The organism is Candidatus Defluviibacterium haderslevense (assembly GCA_016712225.1).
In the GTDB taxonomy this organism is placed as follows: Bacteria; Bacteroidota; Bacteroidia; order Chitinophagales; family Saprospiraceae; genus Vicinibacter; species Vicinibacter haderslevensis.
Genome location: JADJRL010000003.1, coordinates 873401 through 889386 on the forward strand (window position 1 = coordinate 873401; position 15986 = coordinate 889386).

General features: G+C 33.7%; 11 protein-coding genes. 6 read left to right on the plus strand and 5 right to left on the minus strand.

Annotated elements, in window-relative coordinates; translation table 11 throughout:
* The first annotated feature begins 267 nt into the window (after positions 1-267).
* From IPK88_03650 to IPK88_03665, 4 genes are all read left to right on the plus strand, one after another.
* The gene (locus IPK88_03650) at positions 268-4269 is read left to right on the plus strand and encodes a gliding motility-associated C-terminal domain-containing protein (GenBank protein ID MBK8242496.1); all 4002 of its coding nucleotides are present in this window, start codon (positions 268-270) and stop codon (positions 4267-4269) included.
* Positions 4270-4930: 661 nt separating this feature from the next.
* The gene (locus IPK88_03655) at positions 4931-7786 is read left to right on the plus strand and encodes a T9SS type A sorting domain-containing protein (GenBank protein ID MBK8242497.1); all 2856 of its coding nucleotides are present in this window, start codon (positions 4931-4933) and stop codon (positions 7784-7786) included.
* A 60-nt stretch (positions 7787-7846) separates the two neighbouring features.
* On the plus strand, positions 7847-9610 hold the full coding sequence (locus IPK88_03660) for a PKD domain-containing protein (GenBank protein MBK8242498.1): 1764 nt from the start codon (positions 7847-7849) through the stop codon (positions 9608-9610).
* 192 nt (positions 9611-9802) lie between these two features.
* Positions 9803-10303 carry a gliding motility-associated C-terminal domain-containing protein gene (locus IPK88_03665; GenBank protein MBK8242499.1) on the plus strand — a complete coding sequence of 167 codons (501 nt, stop codon included), beginning with the start codon at positions 9803-9805 and terminating at the stop codon, positions 10301-10303.
* An 80-nt stretch (positions 10304-10383) separates the two neighbouring features.
* Here IPK88_03665 and IPK88_03670 read toward each other — a convergent pair whose 3' ends face one another.
* The gene (locus IPK88_03670) at positions 10384-11301 is read right to left on the minus strand and encodes a hypothetical protein (protein MBK8242500.1); all 918 of its coding nucleotides are present in this window, start codon (positions 11299-11301) and stop codon (positions 10384-10386) included.
* 263 nt (positions 11302-11564) lie between these two features.
* Here IPK88_03670 and IPK88_03675 point away from each other — a divergent pair, with 263 nt between their 5' ends.
* Together IPK88_03675 and IPK88_03680 are read left to right on the plus strand one after the other, a co-directional pair.
* Positions 11565-11795 carry a hypothetical protein gene (locus IPK88_03675; protein MBK8242501.1) on the plus strand — a complete coding sequence of 77 codons (231 nt, stop codon included), beginning with the start codon at positions 11565-11567 and terminating at the stop codon, positions 11793-11795.
* Positions 11792-11959 carry a hypothetical protein gene (locus tag IPK88_03680; protein MBK8242502.1) on the plus strand — a complete coding sequence of 56 codons (168 nt, stop codon included), beginning with the start codon at positions 11792-11794 and terminating at the stop codon, positions 11957-11959. The genes IPK88_03675 and IPK88_03680 overlap by 4 nt, the downstream gene beginning before the upstream one ends.
* Positions 11960-12058: 99 nt before the next feature.
* Here the strand turns inward: IPK88_03680 and IPK88_03685 are convergent, their stop codons facing one another.
* The 4 genes from IPK88_03685 to IPK88_03700 are packed head-to-tail and all read right to left on the minus strand — an operon-like array spanning position 12059 to position 15980.
* A complete protein-coding gene (locus IPK88_03685; GenBank protein MBK8242503.1) occupies positions 12059-13942 on the minus strand; it encodes a cation-translocating P-type ATPase in 1884 nt (627 codons plus the stop codon).
* Positions 13926-14309 carry a DUF3703 domain-containing protein gene (locus IPK88_03690; protein MBK8242504.1) on the minus strand — a complete coding sequence of 128 codons (384 nt, stop codon included), beginning with the start codon at positions 14307-14309 and terminating at the stop codon, positions 13926-13928. The genes IPK88_03685 and IPK88_03690 overlap by 17 nt, the downstream gene beginning before the upstream one ends.
* Before the next feature lie 11 nt (positions 14310-14320).
* Positions 14321-14635 (minus strand): hypothetical protein, encoded by a 315-nt coding sequence (locus tag IPK88_03695; protein ID MBK8242505.1) that lies wholly within the window; start codon positions 14633-14635, stop codon positions 14321-14323.
* 40 nt (positions 14636-14675) lie between these two features.
* A complete protein-coding gene (locus IPK88_03700; GenBank protein MBK8242506.1) occupies positions 14676-15980 on the minus strand; it encodes an efflux RND transporter periplasmic adaptor subunit in 1305 nt (434 codons plus the stop codon).
* Positions 15981-15986: the final 6 nt, after the last annotated feature.

A 15986-nucleotide genomic window follows, 5' to 3' on the forward strand; every position in this document is an offset into this window, starting at 1 on the left:
AAAAATGTGGGAATGAGGAATATGGTGGTTGTAAAATTAATTGATTTATATGGTAGATTTTAAAAAGTAATTCTTAGATTACAGCAAAATATTCACTTTGATACAACTAAAATGAACTATGATGGGTCTTAATATCTATAAACCGAAGTATTTCAACTAATTAAAGTAAAAATTTTTGGAAATAAAGTCAATTTATTTAAAAATTCTTAGCTTATAATGTCAATATTCCTGCATTTTAAACTCATTATTAATATCTACTTGTTTAGAATGAGCATTCTATTTCTAATACTGCAATTCATCCAAATAGGATTTGGGCAGGGAAAGAAATGCTCAGAAATAGATTCCAATTTATGTTATATTAAAGAAAAATATCCTACTTCAGAATTTGCTATTGAAAAAAAATGGGAAAGCGAAGATGATGTTCTACAAAGGCAAACATTACTATTGGCAGATTTGGACGGGGATTGCATTCCAGAACTATTAGTTGGAGGTATTAATGGAAATCAATTTTGGATTTATATTATTAACCCTATAAGTGGAAAAACAATCAAAAAAATTAATATGCCTTTTTTTAATTATCATTCACCTATGCCATTTGCGGTAGCAGATGTTGATAACGATGGTACTATTGAAATAGTAATTGCTGTTGATATGTATTCACCAACCCCATTTAACCTTTTAGGAAAGCTTGTTTGCTTAAATTTGGATGAAACTATAAAATGGATATCAGATCAAAGATATGATATTGGGCAATTAACTCGGATAGACGGCACGCCTGCTTTTGCTGATTTTAATCAAGATGGGATTCCTGAAGTCTATATTCATAATTTAATATTTAATGCGCAAACTGGAGTTAAGCTAGCTGATGGAGGCAATAATGGTATAGGAAAACAGTTGGATTATACCTCACTTGATGGCACAATTTCAGTTGCAGCTCAATTAGATGAAGATTCGACAGATTTGGAGTTAGCTGCTGGATATACTGTTTATAAGGTAAGTATCAAAAATCCAAATGGTATGGTAGGCAACAGCATGGTAGCGCACAATATACTTGTGGACAACGAACTTAGAGATGGATTTGCTTCAATCGCCGATATTAATAATGATGGAAGACTAGATATTATAGTTGCATCGTCTGGATTAAATGATGCAAAACTTTATTGCTATACGATTAATAATGGAATCACTAGCTTGCTTGCTAAAATAGCTTTAAATGATATTGAGACGAGAATTGGACCTCCCCTAATTGGAGATATAAATGGCACTGGACAATTATCTATCCTTACCGTTAGGCCTAATAAATTGATGAGCTTTAGTTATAACGGTAGCTTAAGTCTTAGCCAAGAATGGAAGTTGGATGCACAAGATATTTCTGGATTCACAGCATTAACTCTATTTGATTTAAATAATGATGGGAATAAAGAAATCATTTATCGCGACGAAGGTTTTTTAAGAATAATAAATGTTGATACTAACATCCCCAAAGAACTTGCAAAGATTTTCTGTCCGGTTACTTCATTGCAAGAAGGTCCTATTGTTGGTGATATAGACAATTCGGGGCATTCCAAAATTTGTGTTACATGTGCTTTAGCAAATTTTGGTAATCTTGGAAAACTCGCCGTCTTCGCTCCCCCCGACAGCCTCCCAGGTTGGGCGCCAGCCCGCGGCATTTGGAATCAATACGCCTACAATCCCTTATTCATCAACGACGATCTCACTGTCCCACAATTCCAAAAGAATCAAGCAACTTATAAGAATGGCAAGTACAACAACTTTATGCAACAAGAATCCTATGTTGACTCTAACGGTATGGTGCGTAAATCTGCAGCTAGTCTCACTGGCCAAATCAAATGTGTCAATTACGATCCAATAACAAATGAATACATAGTCGTATTTGACCTATACAATCGCAAGGACGCATCGAATCATGCTGATTCTAACTTAGCGGTTAGTTTCTACAATGGTGATCCTACAAGTTCAGGAACACTTATAGGAATCTATTATACATTGAAGTCAATCCTTGCAGGAGATAGTCTTCTGAATTTGGAATACCGATTCTCGGCTTTGAATCCTAAAGATCTCTTTATGGTAGTGAATACGATTAGAAATGGATCCGGGGTATTCGATGATAAAGATTTTACTCAGGCTGAATGTGATTACACAGATAATATCTCACGTACATTGGAATTGCCAAAACTGGATAGTATCCAAGCCAAGATCTGCAAAGGCGCATCATTTCAATTCTTAGATACTACCATTCAAGATTCTGGCATGTATTATCGTAAATTAAGTACTATTAATGGTTGTGATAGTTTGATATATATTTTAAATCTAAGCACAGTCGATACGATTTATATCAAACAATCAGTAAAAGCTTGCGATGTATATTCGTGGAATAATAAATTAATCACACAGAGTGGTACCTACGTATTTGATACCTTAAATCAATTCGGATGCGACAGCATAATAAGCTTGGATCTGATCATTAATAAATCAAGCGTTAATAAAACACAGCACACGGCTTGTGATTCCTATACATGGAATGGTCAGACTTATGATAAGAGTGGATTCTATACATTCCAAACTATGAATCAAGCTGGTTGCGACAGTACCATAAACTTAGAACTTATTATTCATAAATCCGATACCACAAACTTAACAATTGAAACCTGTGATTCCTATGTTTGGAATGGCAGAACCTATACCCAATCCGGAATCTATACTTTGGATACTATGAACCAAAATGGTTGTGACAGCAGTCTGACTCTGGATTTAAGTATACATTCCATAATCCAAATCACTACATCACAATCCACTTGTGATTCGTTGACATGGAATGGAATAACATACACGCAATCTGGAATTTATAAGGATACGACTCAAAGTTCTAAAGGCTGTGATAGCATAACTACACTACAACTCACAATCTCCAAATCCAATCGATCATTAACAACACAGACGAGTTGTGACCGTTATGTTTGGAATGGGACTACTTACTCCCAAAGTGGAACTTATGAATTCATGACCCAGAATGCCACCGGTTGTGATAGCATCGCTACGCTTCAACTGATCGTCAATCCGTCAACGAATTCAACAACAAATATTAATACATGTGACAGTCTTATGTGGAATAATATAATCTATAAACAAAGTGGAACGTATCAATACACAACATTGAATGGATCCGGTTGTGATAGTATCGCTACATTGAAATTAATCATCAATCCATCGAATCAAATACACATCCAACAAACAGCATGTAATTCATATACTTGGAATGGCACTACTTATACACAGTCTGGAACATATAATTATAAGACAATAAATAGTAAAGGATGTGATAGCTTAATCACCTTGGATTTAAACATTATTCCGTCCAGCATAAAAGATACTTCCATCACCATTTGTGACAGCATCACTTTCCTAAATAAAACATTGAGTACAAACGGAAATTATACATTCACTTTAAAAAACATCCTAGGCTGTGATTCAGTGATTAATCTAAACCTGAATATCAATTCGCAACACTTTAAATCCAATATATCAAATTGTGGATCGTATCAATGGAATGTCAATGGAACCACTTATGATAGTTCAGGAATTTATGAATCAAAATTCATCAACAGTTCAGCTTGTGATTCCATCTATCAATTGAATTTAACCATTCATAAGAATTACGAAATAAAAGAAAAAGCAGAAGTTTGTAAGGAATATTTGTGGCCCGTCAATAAAGTATTATACACCCAATCCGGAGACTATATTTATCCTCTAAAAACGAATCTTGGTTGCGATTCCATCATCATATTAAATCTACTCGTCAATCCTGAATTCCAACATACAGATACGGTAATCACTACCGATGCTTATACCTGGCCTGTCAACCAAAAAACCTATCCCACTTCAGGAACGTATAAAGAAATTTACACCACAAAAGAAGGCTGTGACTCCATCCACTTATTGCTTCTTTCTATTAACAAAGATGTTTCGATATATTACCCAAATATCATTCACCCCGGAGGTTTGAATTCTTTTTTTACAATTTATGTATACGGTGCATCAGCAAACATCAAAACGTTATCCATTTACGACCGATGGGGTGAACGCATTTGGCAAAAACAGAACTTCCCACCCAATGAACTCCAGCAAGGATGGGATGGTAAATTCAAAAATCAAGATGTAATGCCGGGCGTTTATGTGTGGCATGCGGAGATTGTGCTTAAGGATGGAAGTGTAATTGTGGAGAAGGGGGATGTGACGGTGGTTCATTAATTACGAATTACGGAGGGGAATTACGAATTACGGGAATGGGAATTCAATTACGAATTACGAGAGACAAATTTTCGAAATTTCAATTGTGATTTGCGATTGAGAAATTACGGTGGTTAAATATTTTTCTGCTAAGGGTTTTCACTGAATTTCATAGGTGTTTACCCTGAATTTTGATACCTTTTGGGTTCAATATCAAAAATTAATTGTACATTTGGAAATACTCATTCAGGATTCATATCAATTTATTAAGGAAATTTTTGCTTTAATGAAACAGAAATTTAATGATAATTAAGGTCTTAAGTTAAAATGGCTCCTTGAAAATGGTCTGAATTAGTGAATTTGAATATAATTCTTACAATATTTTAAATAAATTAAGAATTATTTGGCAGTTTGAAATGATCTATTTAACTTTGAACTGGAACGACCCCATAATCATATAAGAATTTTCATACTAGGAGAAAAATCAATATTAGATATTGATATTGTCTCTTATATTAAAGTTATAACAATTTAAAATAAATAAAAAAGCCCACGATCACCCATCGAAATGGAGCGCAGGCCAACTATTCGGTAAAATAGGCTGCAAAGATACGGCATAAATTAATTATTGAAGATTGTTTAAGTATATATTATTATTTTATAACAATCTAAATTCATTAACATGAAAAATTTAAATTTTCAATCATCACTACAAATTGTTGGTATTAAGTTATTTTTGATAAAATCCAGACTTTTAGGATTATTGTTTTTACTACTTTTTTTTACGACAAACACATCATTATATAGTCAAGAAGAATCCTGCGAATGCCCTCAAGGTTATTTTAATTATAATTTACCTCAAGGAGATGTTGCTATAAGCACTATTTTCCCTCTAACAAATATAGTTTATCAACTATGTTTTCATGTAGCAGGAAATCTAATTATTGATAAAGACTTTCAGTTTCTAAATTGCAAGTTCTATATGGAAGGCGCTGGAAGTATAAAGGTTAGGAATTCTTCTAAGTTAGGATTGCTAAGTAGCAATATCCAAGGATGTGATTTACTATGGGAAGGAATAGAATTAGAAGATATTTCATCCATCAATTCTATGTATTCAAGTATTAATGATGCAAGGTTTGCAATTTATAATGAATCAGGGTCAGGAAAGAATTTGGTGTTAGCAAAAAATACACTATTTCGAAATAATGTAATTGGAATATTTAGCCCACCTGAATCAGGAGGCATGGAAATTGGTCCTGATTTTAACGGAAATACATTTGAATCAACCAGACTGTTAAAAGGAGGATTAAATGATCCATCTTGGCCTAGTACGGGAGATATAAGCTATTCTGGAATAGTTATTCAAAATAGTCATTTTTCTATTGGTAAAAAGAATCCATTAAATTCTGAAATAAATACCTTCAGAAACCTTATCAATGGTATTTCATCTTGGAATAATCAAGTAACTATATTTGGAAGTGAATTTATCAACATAAACCCTTCCGCAGAAATATTTGGTCAAACCATACCAGAATATTATAAAAATATAGGTTTAATTACTGATGGGACGGCTGTATTTAATGGAATAAATACAAATGGAGTGGGTTTTGCAAATCTTGTAATTGAAGGATTTGGAAAATTTGGAAGAAATGCATTCTCAAATTGTGTCTCTGGTGTAGTGGAGAAAGGTGGATCTTGTTATGTTACCAATTGTCGAATGAGCAGTGTAGATAATGGTGTTATTTTATCAAATCTCACAACAAATTTTTTAGGTGCAAACTTTACAGGCTCTTCGATTTCTAATAATTTTCTTGCATACAACGTCAATGGTATTTCAGTTTTTAATTGCGCCAATAATTTGATTGAAGTGGACAATAACGATCTTACAGCTTCGACTATTTCTGGTAATCGGGGAATCAATCTAAATGGAAATATGAATTGCCAACTAAGAGTAACTGCAAATATTATTGCATCATATGGTATTTCTGGAATTTGGGTTTCCTTTTGCCCTGGTTCTGTATTATTAAATAATGTTGTTTCAAATTATGGAGGATTAATTTCCAATAATTTTGGATATTTTATAACAGACTCACCAAATTCAATATTATCTTGCAATGGTGCTAATTCACCTAGACTTGGAAATGGGGATTTTGGATTTTTTATTAGAGCCAATGATGATATAAAAATGGAATGCAATGCTGTTGATGGATATGGGGTTGGATATCAGTTTCCAACATCAAATATGGGAACTGACTTTTTTACGAATTCAATGCAGAATTGTTATACTGGATTATTTATTGGTAGATATGCAATAATAGGACCTCAAGAGAATTATGGTAATGTATATAATGATAACAACTTTAATATAGGAGCTAAACATGATGGAGATAATTTCTTTATTGGAATGAGCCTCTTTAAAGTGGAAAATTCCAATACGCTGGATTACCCCAAAGGCAATACTCCTATTTCAACACCAAATGGAAATGCAAAATGGTATGATTTTCCTGGAACTAATAGGCCAATATGTTTTGCAAATCCAAATGGTTGTAGTCCATTTCCTACAAGAGTTACCAATCAGATAGATGATTTTATAGCTAATTGGCCAACAGTTAATGATAGTAGAGAAATTGAAGCTAGGTATTATGCTCAGCGGTATTTATATAGGAAATTGAAAAATGATGTTGATTATAGAAACAGTAATACAACCTTATCTAATTTTTATAATCAGAATATTAATACAGATATTGGAAGATTTGAACCTATTGAAGGATTAATAGACTCTCTTTATTATGCAACTCAACAGGAGGTATTGCTTCTGCAAGCATTGTATGTTAGTATTCAATCAACTCTCTCAGCAATTCAGAACTTCGATGATTCATTTGGAGAAATAACATCAAGTACTTCGGCTTCTGACTTTGTGACTAGAACTACACTCAACAACCAATTAAATACTCTTATGTCACAAGTAGGAACAATATGGAATACTATAAAGTTAAGAGCTAGTTCACAGGCTTCCTTGCTGCTAACTCAGAATAATTTATTATCTGCAAACCTATTGGTAACACAGAATGAGAAAATAGTCAATGGAATTCACATCAATATGATTGCACAAGGTAGAGGATTGCCGAATTCAGGAGAAATAACTACATTGCAAAACATTGCAGACCAATGTTCTTATATCGGAGGTAGAGGGGTATTGAAAGCTAGAGGAATTCTAACTTTGGTTTCAGAACAATTGCAAGATGATGACATTATTTGTGGCTCAAGTATCGTTCAACCTAATGTAACAAAAAGATCGTCTTTCAGTAACAGTATTGAAATTTATCCTAATCCAGTAAATGATCACGTTCAAATTAAATGGATAGATAATGATCTTGTTAAATCAGGAAGAATATTGAACATAGATGGATTAGAGGTGTTGAACTTTAAAGTTTCTAAGGGTAATAAAATAAATATTGCGAAATTAATTCCTGGAACTTATATTCTTGAGATTACAGATAATGCTAAAAAAAATATTGAAAGATTTGTTAAAATATAAAATTAATCTTACCCCAGGCTTTAAGTCTAAAGTCTGGGGATTTATAAATATTCAATACTTATGATTCGGCTAATTTGTATTATTTTCTTTGTTGTAATAGTTAGCTCTATTGGCAATAATCTTTTATCTCAAAAAGAGGATTATAATTGGGTTTTGGGTACAGCAGGTAAAGATAATCGACCCACTGAACCTTATGGAAACTTTATTATGTCTTTTGATAACGAGTCATTATTAATGAAACGAATTGTATCAGAAGCGAAGATGTATAACACCAATTCAGTCATTTCAAATGCTGAAGGTTTATTACAACTTTATTCGAATGGATATCTTGTATTTGGTAACAATCATAAAGCATTACCTGGATTAGAAGAAATAAATCGCGATTCATATTGGTGGAGAATTACTGGCTATCCTTTCAACCAAGCAATACTCATACTTCAGGATCCAGGGCACAAAAATCAGTATTATTTAATTTACTGTTATGATGCAAAGCCTCCTGATAATAATGATACAATAATTAGAACTAACATTTTAAGAGCCAGTTTAGTGAATTTGGAAATACCCATTAATCCCATAGTTATATATAAAGACAAGGATATTCATTTAGGCAAATTTGGTGTAGGAGAAATAACTGCAACACGACATGCCAATGGTCGTGACTGGTGGATTGTTATTCCTAAACGATATTCAAAGGACTTATTTGTTTTTTTATTGGATCCAAAGGGTATTCAATTCTCTCATGAACAAAGTTTTGATTTACCAAGTGCTTCGGGCGGATTAGGGCAAGCTTGCTTTAGTCCGGATGGTAGTTCTTATGCACTTGGTAATATACATGGTAAATACAGACTAGGAGGATACCTAGAGTTATTTGACTTCGATCGTTGTAAGGGAATATTAAGTCGCAAACGAGTTATACCAGTCTCTGATAGTGTAGGCTTTGGAGGACTTGCTTTTTCTACAAATAACAAATTCTTATATTTTGCAACCCAAGTTGTTTTATGGCGAGTAGACGCTACCCTTGATAATCCAGAATTATCTAAAATTAAGATTGATACTTTTCAAGGTAACATAAATGATCCTTTTGGCTGTACTTTTAATCAATTACTATTAGGAGCAGATGGAAAAATATATGTAGCATCAGATGGAACCAATCTTTGTATGAGTGTACTAGAAGAACCTAATAATGACAGTGGTCTTGACATTGGCTGGACACAAAATGGGATTATTCTACCAACTTACAATAGAGGCTCAATCCCCAATCTCCCTAATTTTAGATTAGGACCTATGGATGGATCTGAATGTGATAGTTTGGGAATTAATAATATACCCTTAGCAAGGTTCCGACATAGACAAGATAGTATTGATATTTTAAAGTTTCAGTTTACTGATCTAAGTTCCTATGAAGTGAAGGAATGGTATTGGGATTTTGGAGATGGTATTCAGTCAAGAGATAAAAATCCGATACATCAATATTCAAAGCAAGGATTATATCATGTATGCCTCAAAGTAAAGAATGAGAATGGTGAGGATCTCAAGTGTAAAGACATATATCTTGGTGTAAATTCTTTTAAACAAACACAGAAGGAAATAGGAATCGACATTTGGAATGAAGGCAATCAATTAATCATACAAATAAATAATTATTATCCTAAGAACTTAAGACTTCAATTATTCAATGTTCAAGGTAAACTCATTGAAGAAAAGCGACTATATTACGGATTGCAGACTTTTTCTGTTGAACATTACCCACAAGGAATTTATTATTATCAAATGGAAGACCAAGGAGTTAAAGTTAAAAGTGGAAAGGTTATAAAAGCGGATTGATTTAATGTATTAATATATTGAAATTTATCCTAATTCAGTAAATGATCAAATTCAGATTAACTTGAGTAGATAAAGACCTTGTTAAATCCGGAAGAATATTGAACTTAGATGGGTTAGAAGTATTGAACTTTAAAGTTTCTAAATATAATAATTACATAAGTATTAACAAGCTTAATTCTGTAACTTATATTCTTGAAATTACAGATAATTCTAACAAAATTATTAAAAATATTGGTAAATTATAACCCTACCCAAGGCCAGATTCAAAACATAAGATTTGATCCAAATCTAGACATAAGCCAGGAAGGAAATGCATTGAGAATCATGGGTACCAAAGATCGGGATTACACCATTACTTTCATAGATTCCAATGGCTGTGAAGTAACACATCAGCTCCAGATACGAATCATTGATCATGAAGAATTCTTTACCCCCAATCTTTTCTCACCGAATCAAGATAATGTCAACGACACATGGAAACCAATAATTGGCACTTCTTTAGAAGTCATTCAAATTGCAGTCTACGATCGTTGGGGTGAGTCTGTATTTAGTTCTTCTGATAGAAATACAGGTTGGAATGGATTATATCGCAATAAACCTTGCATATCAGGTGTCTACATCTATATGATACAAGTAAAAGATAAAACTGGAAAAACTAAAACGTATTCAGGGGATCTGACTTTGGTGAGGTAATTTAAGTACACTCTCAAACCGATTATCTGATGACCATTCGAACCGATTACTATTCATCCGAAAACCTTTCAGACTGTTTACTATATTATCTTCGCTTGTAATTCAGCGAATTGATCTGGGCGAATTTCCAAAATAGAGCATATTTCACTATTTGAAAATCCTCTTTTTGTCATGTTTTTTATTACCAATAGAATTTCAGCTTCTCGGCCTTCTTCTCGGCCTTCTTCTCGGCCTTCTTCTCGGCCTTCTTCCTTATACCTGACTTTGATCAATTCTTCAAGTCCCATACTCTTTTGACTTTTTGTTAATTCATTTATTTCAGCTTCAAAGTTAACTCGTAATGTTGGTTCTTTTATAATGATGATCTCATTTAAAAAGTTCATCATACTCCTTACTTTATTCTGAGGATATCCCTTTTTTACTAAATTTCGAACCAAGTCTATTTTTCTTTCATATATATGCTCATCTCCCAACTTTCGGTTGTTTATCCATACCAACACTGATAATATAACATGAGCAAAAATATTTGTTGATTGGCTCAGTTCTTTTTCATCTTGGCTTATAATTTTATAGGTATTAAATTCAAATGTAATCTTAGTTCCTAAATATTCCTTTTGATATTTTTTGGGGTGGTACTTTCGATCTTCGTCTGTATAGATTGCAAGTGCTGCAATAGGTCGATTATACTTTTCCATGATTCGATAGTAGTAAATATACATTCTTCGAGCAAAATCCATATCTCGATAACCTTGTACTTCTACATGAACCAGTATCCATTCTTCAATTCCTGCTAATGTATATACTTTAATAAGTTTATCCACATATCGCCTATTATTCGCAGATTCTGGAAATAATTGATCTAATTCTTTATCCAAAAACTCAGGCTTCCTATTCAGATCAAATTCCTTCACCCCTTTTTCAAAAAAAAATAGCAGAAATTCATCACACAAGTCTTCAATGATTCCTTTCCAAAGTATATCCTTATGTTTTAACATCATACAAACTTACAATCCTTTTAATTAATATATCATCTGAATTTAAACATTTAACCCAAGAACCAGACTACCTTCCAACCCGATTACCCGATTACCATTCGAACAGATTACCAATCAACATGGAAATGCTCAAAAAATGATAGAATTTGATTTATTTACTTGTGAAATTAATATCTTTAGGTTTGAATGTTAATATTTGATGCTATTGTTGAGAAAATTCTAGAACTATATTTAAAAGTCAAAAATCTAAATATTAAATTAGCGTAATGAATATAGATGAAGTAAAAGTAAAATTAGTTCATGATATACTTGAAATACAAGATGAGCACTTATTGCTTGGTATCGAAAATTTATTATTGTCGATTTCTAGTAATCATGAAAAATTTGTTCCTATGAGCATCGAAGAATTGGATGAAAGAATTGTAAAATCAGAGCAAGATTTCACAGATGAAAAATATATAGCCGCTAAAGAACTTATCACCAAATACTCCAGGTGAATTATGAAGTTGTTTGGTCAGATTTTTTCAGAATAATTACCATCAATACCGATTACCCGATCACCTTCTCACCTGATTACCTGATCACCATTCAAACTGATTACCTTTCAGGATTTCCTCCCAAAACAATTACCATCCAAACCGATTACCTTCCCAACCGATGACCCGATATCCTCCCAAACCGATTACCCGATCACCATTCAAACCGATCACCATTCAAACCGATTACCAACCCAACCGATTACCTTTCACACTGACGCCTTCTACTCAAACCCCCTCAATCTCAAACTCAACAATATAACAATTAATGTCACTCCTACATCAGCAGCAATAGCCAACACTAAATGGCTAATTCCAAAGATCGCAAGTGTGATAAAAATAAGTTTCACTGCAATGGCTCCAATGGTATTCATTTTAATTCGCGATAAAGTAGCTTTACTTAAACGAATTAAAAAAGGGATGAGGGATAATTTGTCATTCATTAATGCAATATTGGCGGTCTCTATCGCAGTGTCACTTCCAGCTGCACCCATGGCGATTCCCACTGTAGATCTTGCTAATGCTGGTGCATCATTGATCCCATCACCTACCATGGCTACAGTTTTATATTCAATTAAAAGTTCTTTGATTCTATCTTCTTTATCCTCAGGAAGTAGACCACCAAATATTTTTTTGATACCAACTTGCTTGGCTACATAATGTGCTGCGTTTTCGTGGTCTCCAGTCAGCATTATGGTTTCTATATTTAGCTCTTTTAATTCGAGTAATGCTGTTACACTATCTGGTTTTATTTCATCCATTAAACCTATGATTCCACCAACCCCATTTCCAAAACTAACGACTACACTGGTTTTACCTTGTGAAGTCAATTGTTCTACAATACGCTCTGCTTCTTGGTCAATAGCTTGATGTTCTTTTATAAATTCTAACTTGCCAACGTACACTGTTTCATCTTCACAAACTAAACACTTTGCCGTCGCCCCTTTACCCATGATGCTTTTAAATAATTCAGCTTTATGTGGTTCAAATCCTTCTCTTTTGCTTGCATCTACTATGGCCTGAGCCAACGGGTGTTCGCTAAATATTTCTGCTCCTGCGGTGCATGCTAAAAGCTCTTCTCTGCTCGTTCCATTCAATGTAATTACATCGGACACTATTGGATTCCCAAAAGTGATCGTTCGTGTTTTGTCTAAGGCAATTGCTTTAATAGAAGCCAAAGCTTCAATGTATTTTCCACCCTTAACCAAGGCTCCTTTTGAGGTTGCATTTCCAATAGCAGCATAGATAGCAACTGGTGTTGATATGACTAATGCACAAGGACAAGCAATGACTAATAAAGTTATAGCTTGTTGTAACCAATGGTTGAAATCCAAATGAAAAATGAAAACAGGAATTGCGAAAACCAAGATGGCAATGGAAATAATCGTAGGCGTATAATATCTTGAAAATCGTTGTATGAATTTTTGGGTATCGCTTTTATTCGCTGATGCTTCAAAGGTGAGACGAACTATTTTTGAAAATGTAGTATCTACAGAAAGTTTAGTTGTTTCCATTTCTATAAATCCATTTTTATTAAGAGTACCTGCAAAAAGATTATCCCCATTATGTTTATCTTTTGGAATGGGTTCTCCTGTTATTGCAGCCTCGTCAACTGTAGTTTCGCCTGAAATTATTTTTCCGTCCAACGGTATCATTTCACCAGGTTTGACTTGAATGATTGTGCCGATCTTAATTTTATCAATGGCAATGCTAGCGTTTTCTGTTTTTACAAAAGCAGTTTTTGGTGCTTTACTTATTAATTCATCTAATGCAGATTTAGAATGTTCTATTCCAATATCTTCTAATCGCTCACCTAATACATACAGCACGATGACTACCGCCGCTTCAGGATATTCGCCTAAATAAAATGCTCCGATAACTGCAATGGTCATGAGCAAATTGATACTACTGAATTGGAGTTTGAACATTGCTTTTACGCCATTCCATAAAACACTGTAGCCAATTCCTAAAATGAAAATGACGAAAATGAAAGGCGCATAAGGCATGGGTAGGTGTATGCCGATGATGGATAAGATCTCTAATGCAACTACTATAACAATAGCCGACAGTAGAATGAGAAATTTATTATCGTTAATTGGTATTTTCATTGATTGAATGTGTTTTAATTATGAATAGTAAATCCTCAGGAATTTCCATAACTTGCAGTGGTGGAACATTTGCACCTCCTGTGTTTCCGATAGGAATATTTCCAACAAAAGACTTTAAACCCCCGACTAATAGCCGTGGAATTTGCCCGATAATTTCTTTATTGTTTTTGGTTTTGATTCCGAACAGCAACATTTTCCAATGAACGAAAGTGTGTGCGATTGGGTAAAGTTGTCCAAGTATATGTGCCCGTTCTAGGTGTCGCCAACTTTGCTGAAAATACCCTTTGAAAAAGGTATTTTCAGCTTCAGTAAGTTCTTGTTGAAAGTATGATTTTAAAGATGTAGGCATAGATGAGTTGAATTTCATTACTTAATATTTTAATGCTTGTGTCCATCACCTTCTTTGTGATCATGTCCATCACCATTTTTGTGATCATGTCCATCACCTTCTTTGTGGTCGGAATGTTCTTTTTCGACCAATTCCATTTTACAAACAGGGCAAGTTCCTTTTTTCTCGTAGGTTTTACCTTTTTCGCAATCCATTGGACATTTGTAAACAGTTTCATGATTATCACCATCTATGTGATTGTGTTTACCTTGTTCTGTCATTGTCTTTTTTTCTGTATTGTTGCAACTAGTCATTCCAAATGTTAATGCTACTAAAAGCATTGCTGATAAAATTAATTTTTTCATTTTTACTGATTTAAATTATTGTTATGTTAATAAAAAATATTTAATGTTGATGGCCTTCACCTTTGTTGCTCATTTTGGCAAGTATAAAAAAGGCTCCTTTAGTTACTATTTTACTATTTTTAGGAATTTCTTTAAGCAATGTAATTTCGCTGTAACCTATATCTGTAGTTCCTTTTCGAACTGGAATTTTTTCAAAGCTTGTTCCTTTCTCATTCTTAGGCTCTGCTTCCTTTTCGGTATGGCTATGTCCGTGTTCATCGTGATTATGTTCCGCAGTTTCTTCTGCGCCGTGATCATGGTGTTCTTCTTCGGTGTGAGCATCAGTCACAATAAAAATATAGTCCTGTCCTTCATGGCTTACAATGGCATCTGTGGGTACAGCATCTAGCGTTGCGTTTTCTAAGCTGACCAAAGCAGTAATACTCATTCCATCAATCAAACCTTGCTTATTTCCTTTTACCTTAGCATGTATGGCAATTGCTTTGGTATTTTGTTCAAAGGTATTGCTAATGGCGTATACATCGGCATCGTATTCTTTGCCTGGATTATTCGTTAGTGTAAAGTGAATGGTTTGCCCTTCCTTGAGCTTGGCCAAATCTTTTTCATATACATATAGATCCAAATGCAATTGACTATTATCCACAATTTCAGCAATCGTGTTGTTCCCATCCACATAGCTACCAATATTGACCATTACATTACTTATTACACCACTGATTGGACTTGTGATTTTTACTATGGACTGAATGTTTTCATTCGTAAGTGTTAATGGATTTATACCGATTAATTCTAATTGTTTTTTCAAACTTGCTTTTCTGGATTTTAAAATCTTCAACTCCGTCTCAGTTATTTGCAAATTTTTTAAAGCTCCTGCATTTCCTTGTTGTAATTCATTTTGTCTGTTGAATTCTAACTGAGCTAAATCTACTTTCGATAAAACAGTAATATATTCTTCTTGCATAGTGATAAAAGAATTATTTGAGATCGTTGCGATGGTCTGTCCTTTTGTAACCGTGTTTCCTGATTGTACTAAAATGGATTTTATAACTCCTCCTATGAAAGCTGTTGCATTGGCTCTATTTTGATTAGGCACTTTGAGTAATCCATTCGCTTTTAGAGAAGCTGTAAGTTGCTTTTTCTCAATATTTCCCAATTCAATTTTGATGGATTTCATTTGTTCCATGGTTAACATGGTTGTGTTAACATTCTCATGTTCGTCATGGGCTTCTTCAGCATGCGCTGCCTCTGATCCATGGTTATGTCCATCTCCTTTTGTGTGTTCCTTACAATTGTTAAAAAGGAAGCTTACTGAAGCAAAAAATATGATGATGATTAATTTATTCATTGTAAT

Bases quoted from the DNA above. Each gene is read 5' to 3' on its own strand.
- IPK88_03670 (MBK8242500.1), bottom strand. From the start codon at position 11,301: ATGATGTTAAAACATAAGGATATACTTTGGAAAGGAATCATTGAAGAC.
- IPK88_03695 (MBK8242505.1), bottom strand. From the start codon at position 14,635: ATGAAAAAATTAATTTTATCAGCAATGCTTTTAGTAGCATTAACATTT.
- IPK88_03690 (MBK8242504.1), bottom strand. From the start codon at position 14,309: ATGAAATTCAACTCATCTATGCCTACATCTTTAAAATCATACTTTCAA.
- IPK88_03700 (MBK8242506.1), bottom strand. From the start codon at position 15,980: ATGAATAAATTAATCATCATCATATTTTTTGCTTCAGTAAGCTTCCTT.
- IPK88_03655 (MBK8242497.1), top strand. From the start codon at position 4,931: ATGAAAAATTTAAATTTTCAATCATCACTACAAATTGTTGGTATTAAG.
- IPK88_03650 (MBK8242496.1), top strand. From the start codon at position 268: ATGAGCATTCTATTTCTAATACTGCAATTCATCCAAATAGGATTTGGG.
- IPK88_03675 (MBK8242501.1), top strand. From the start codon at position 11,565: ATGAATATAGATGAAGTAAAAGTAAAATTAGTTCATGATATACTTGAA.
- IPK88_03685 (MBK8242503.1), bottom strand. From the start codon at position 13,942: ATGAAAATACCAATTAACGATAATAAATTTCTCATTCTACTGTCGGCT.
- IPK88_03660 (MBK8242498.1), top strand. From the start codon at position 7,847: ATGATTCGGCTAATTTGTATTATTTTCTTTGTTGTAATAGTTAGCTCT.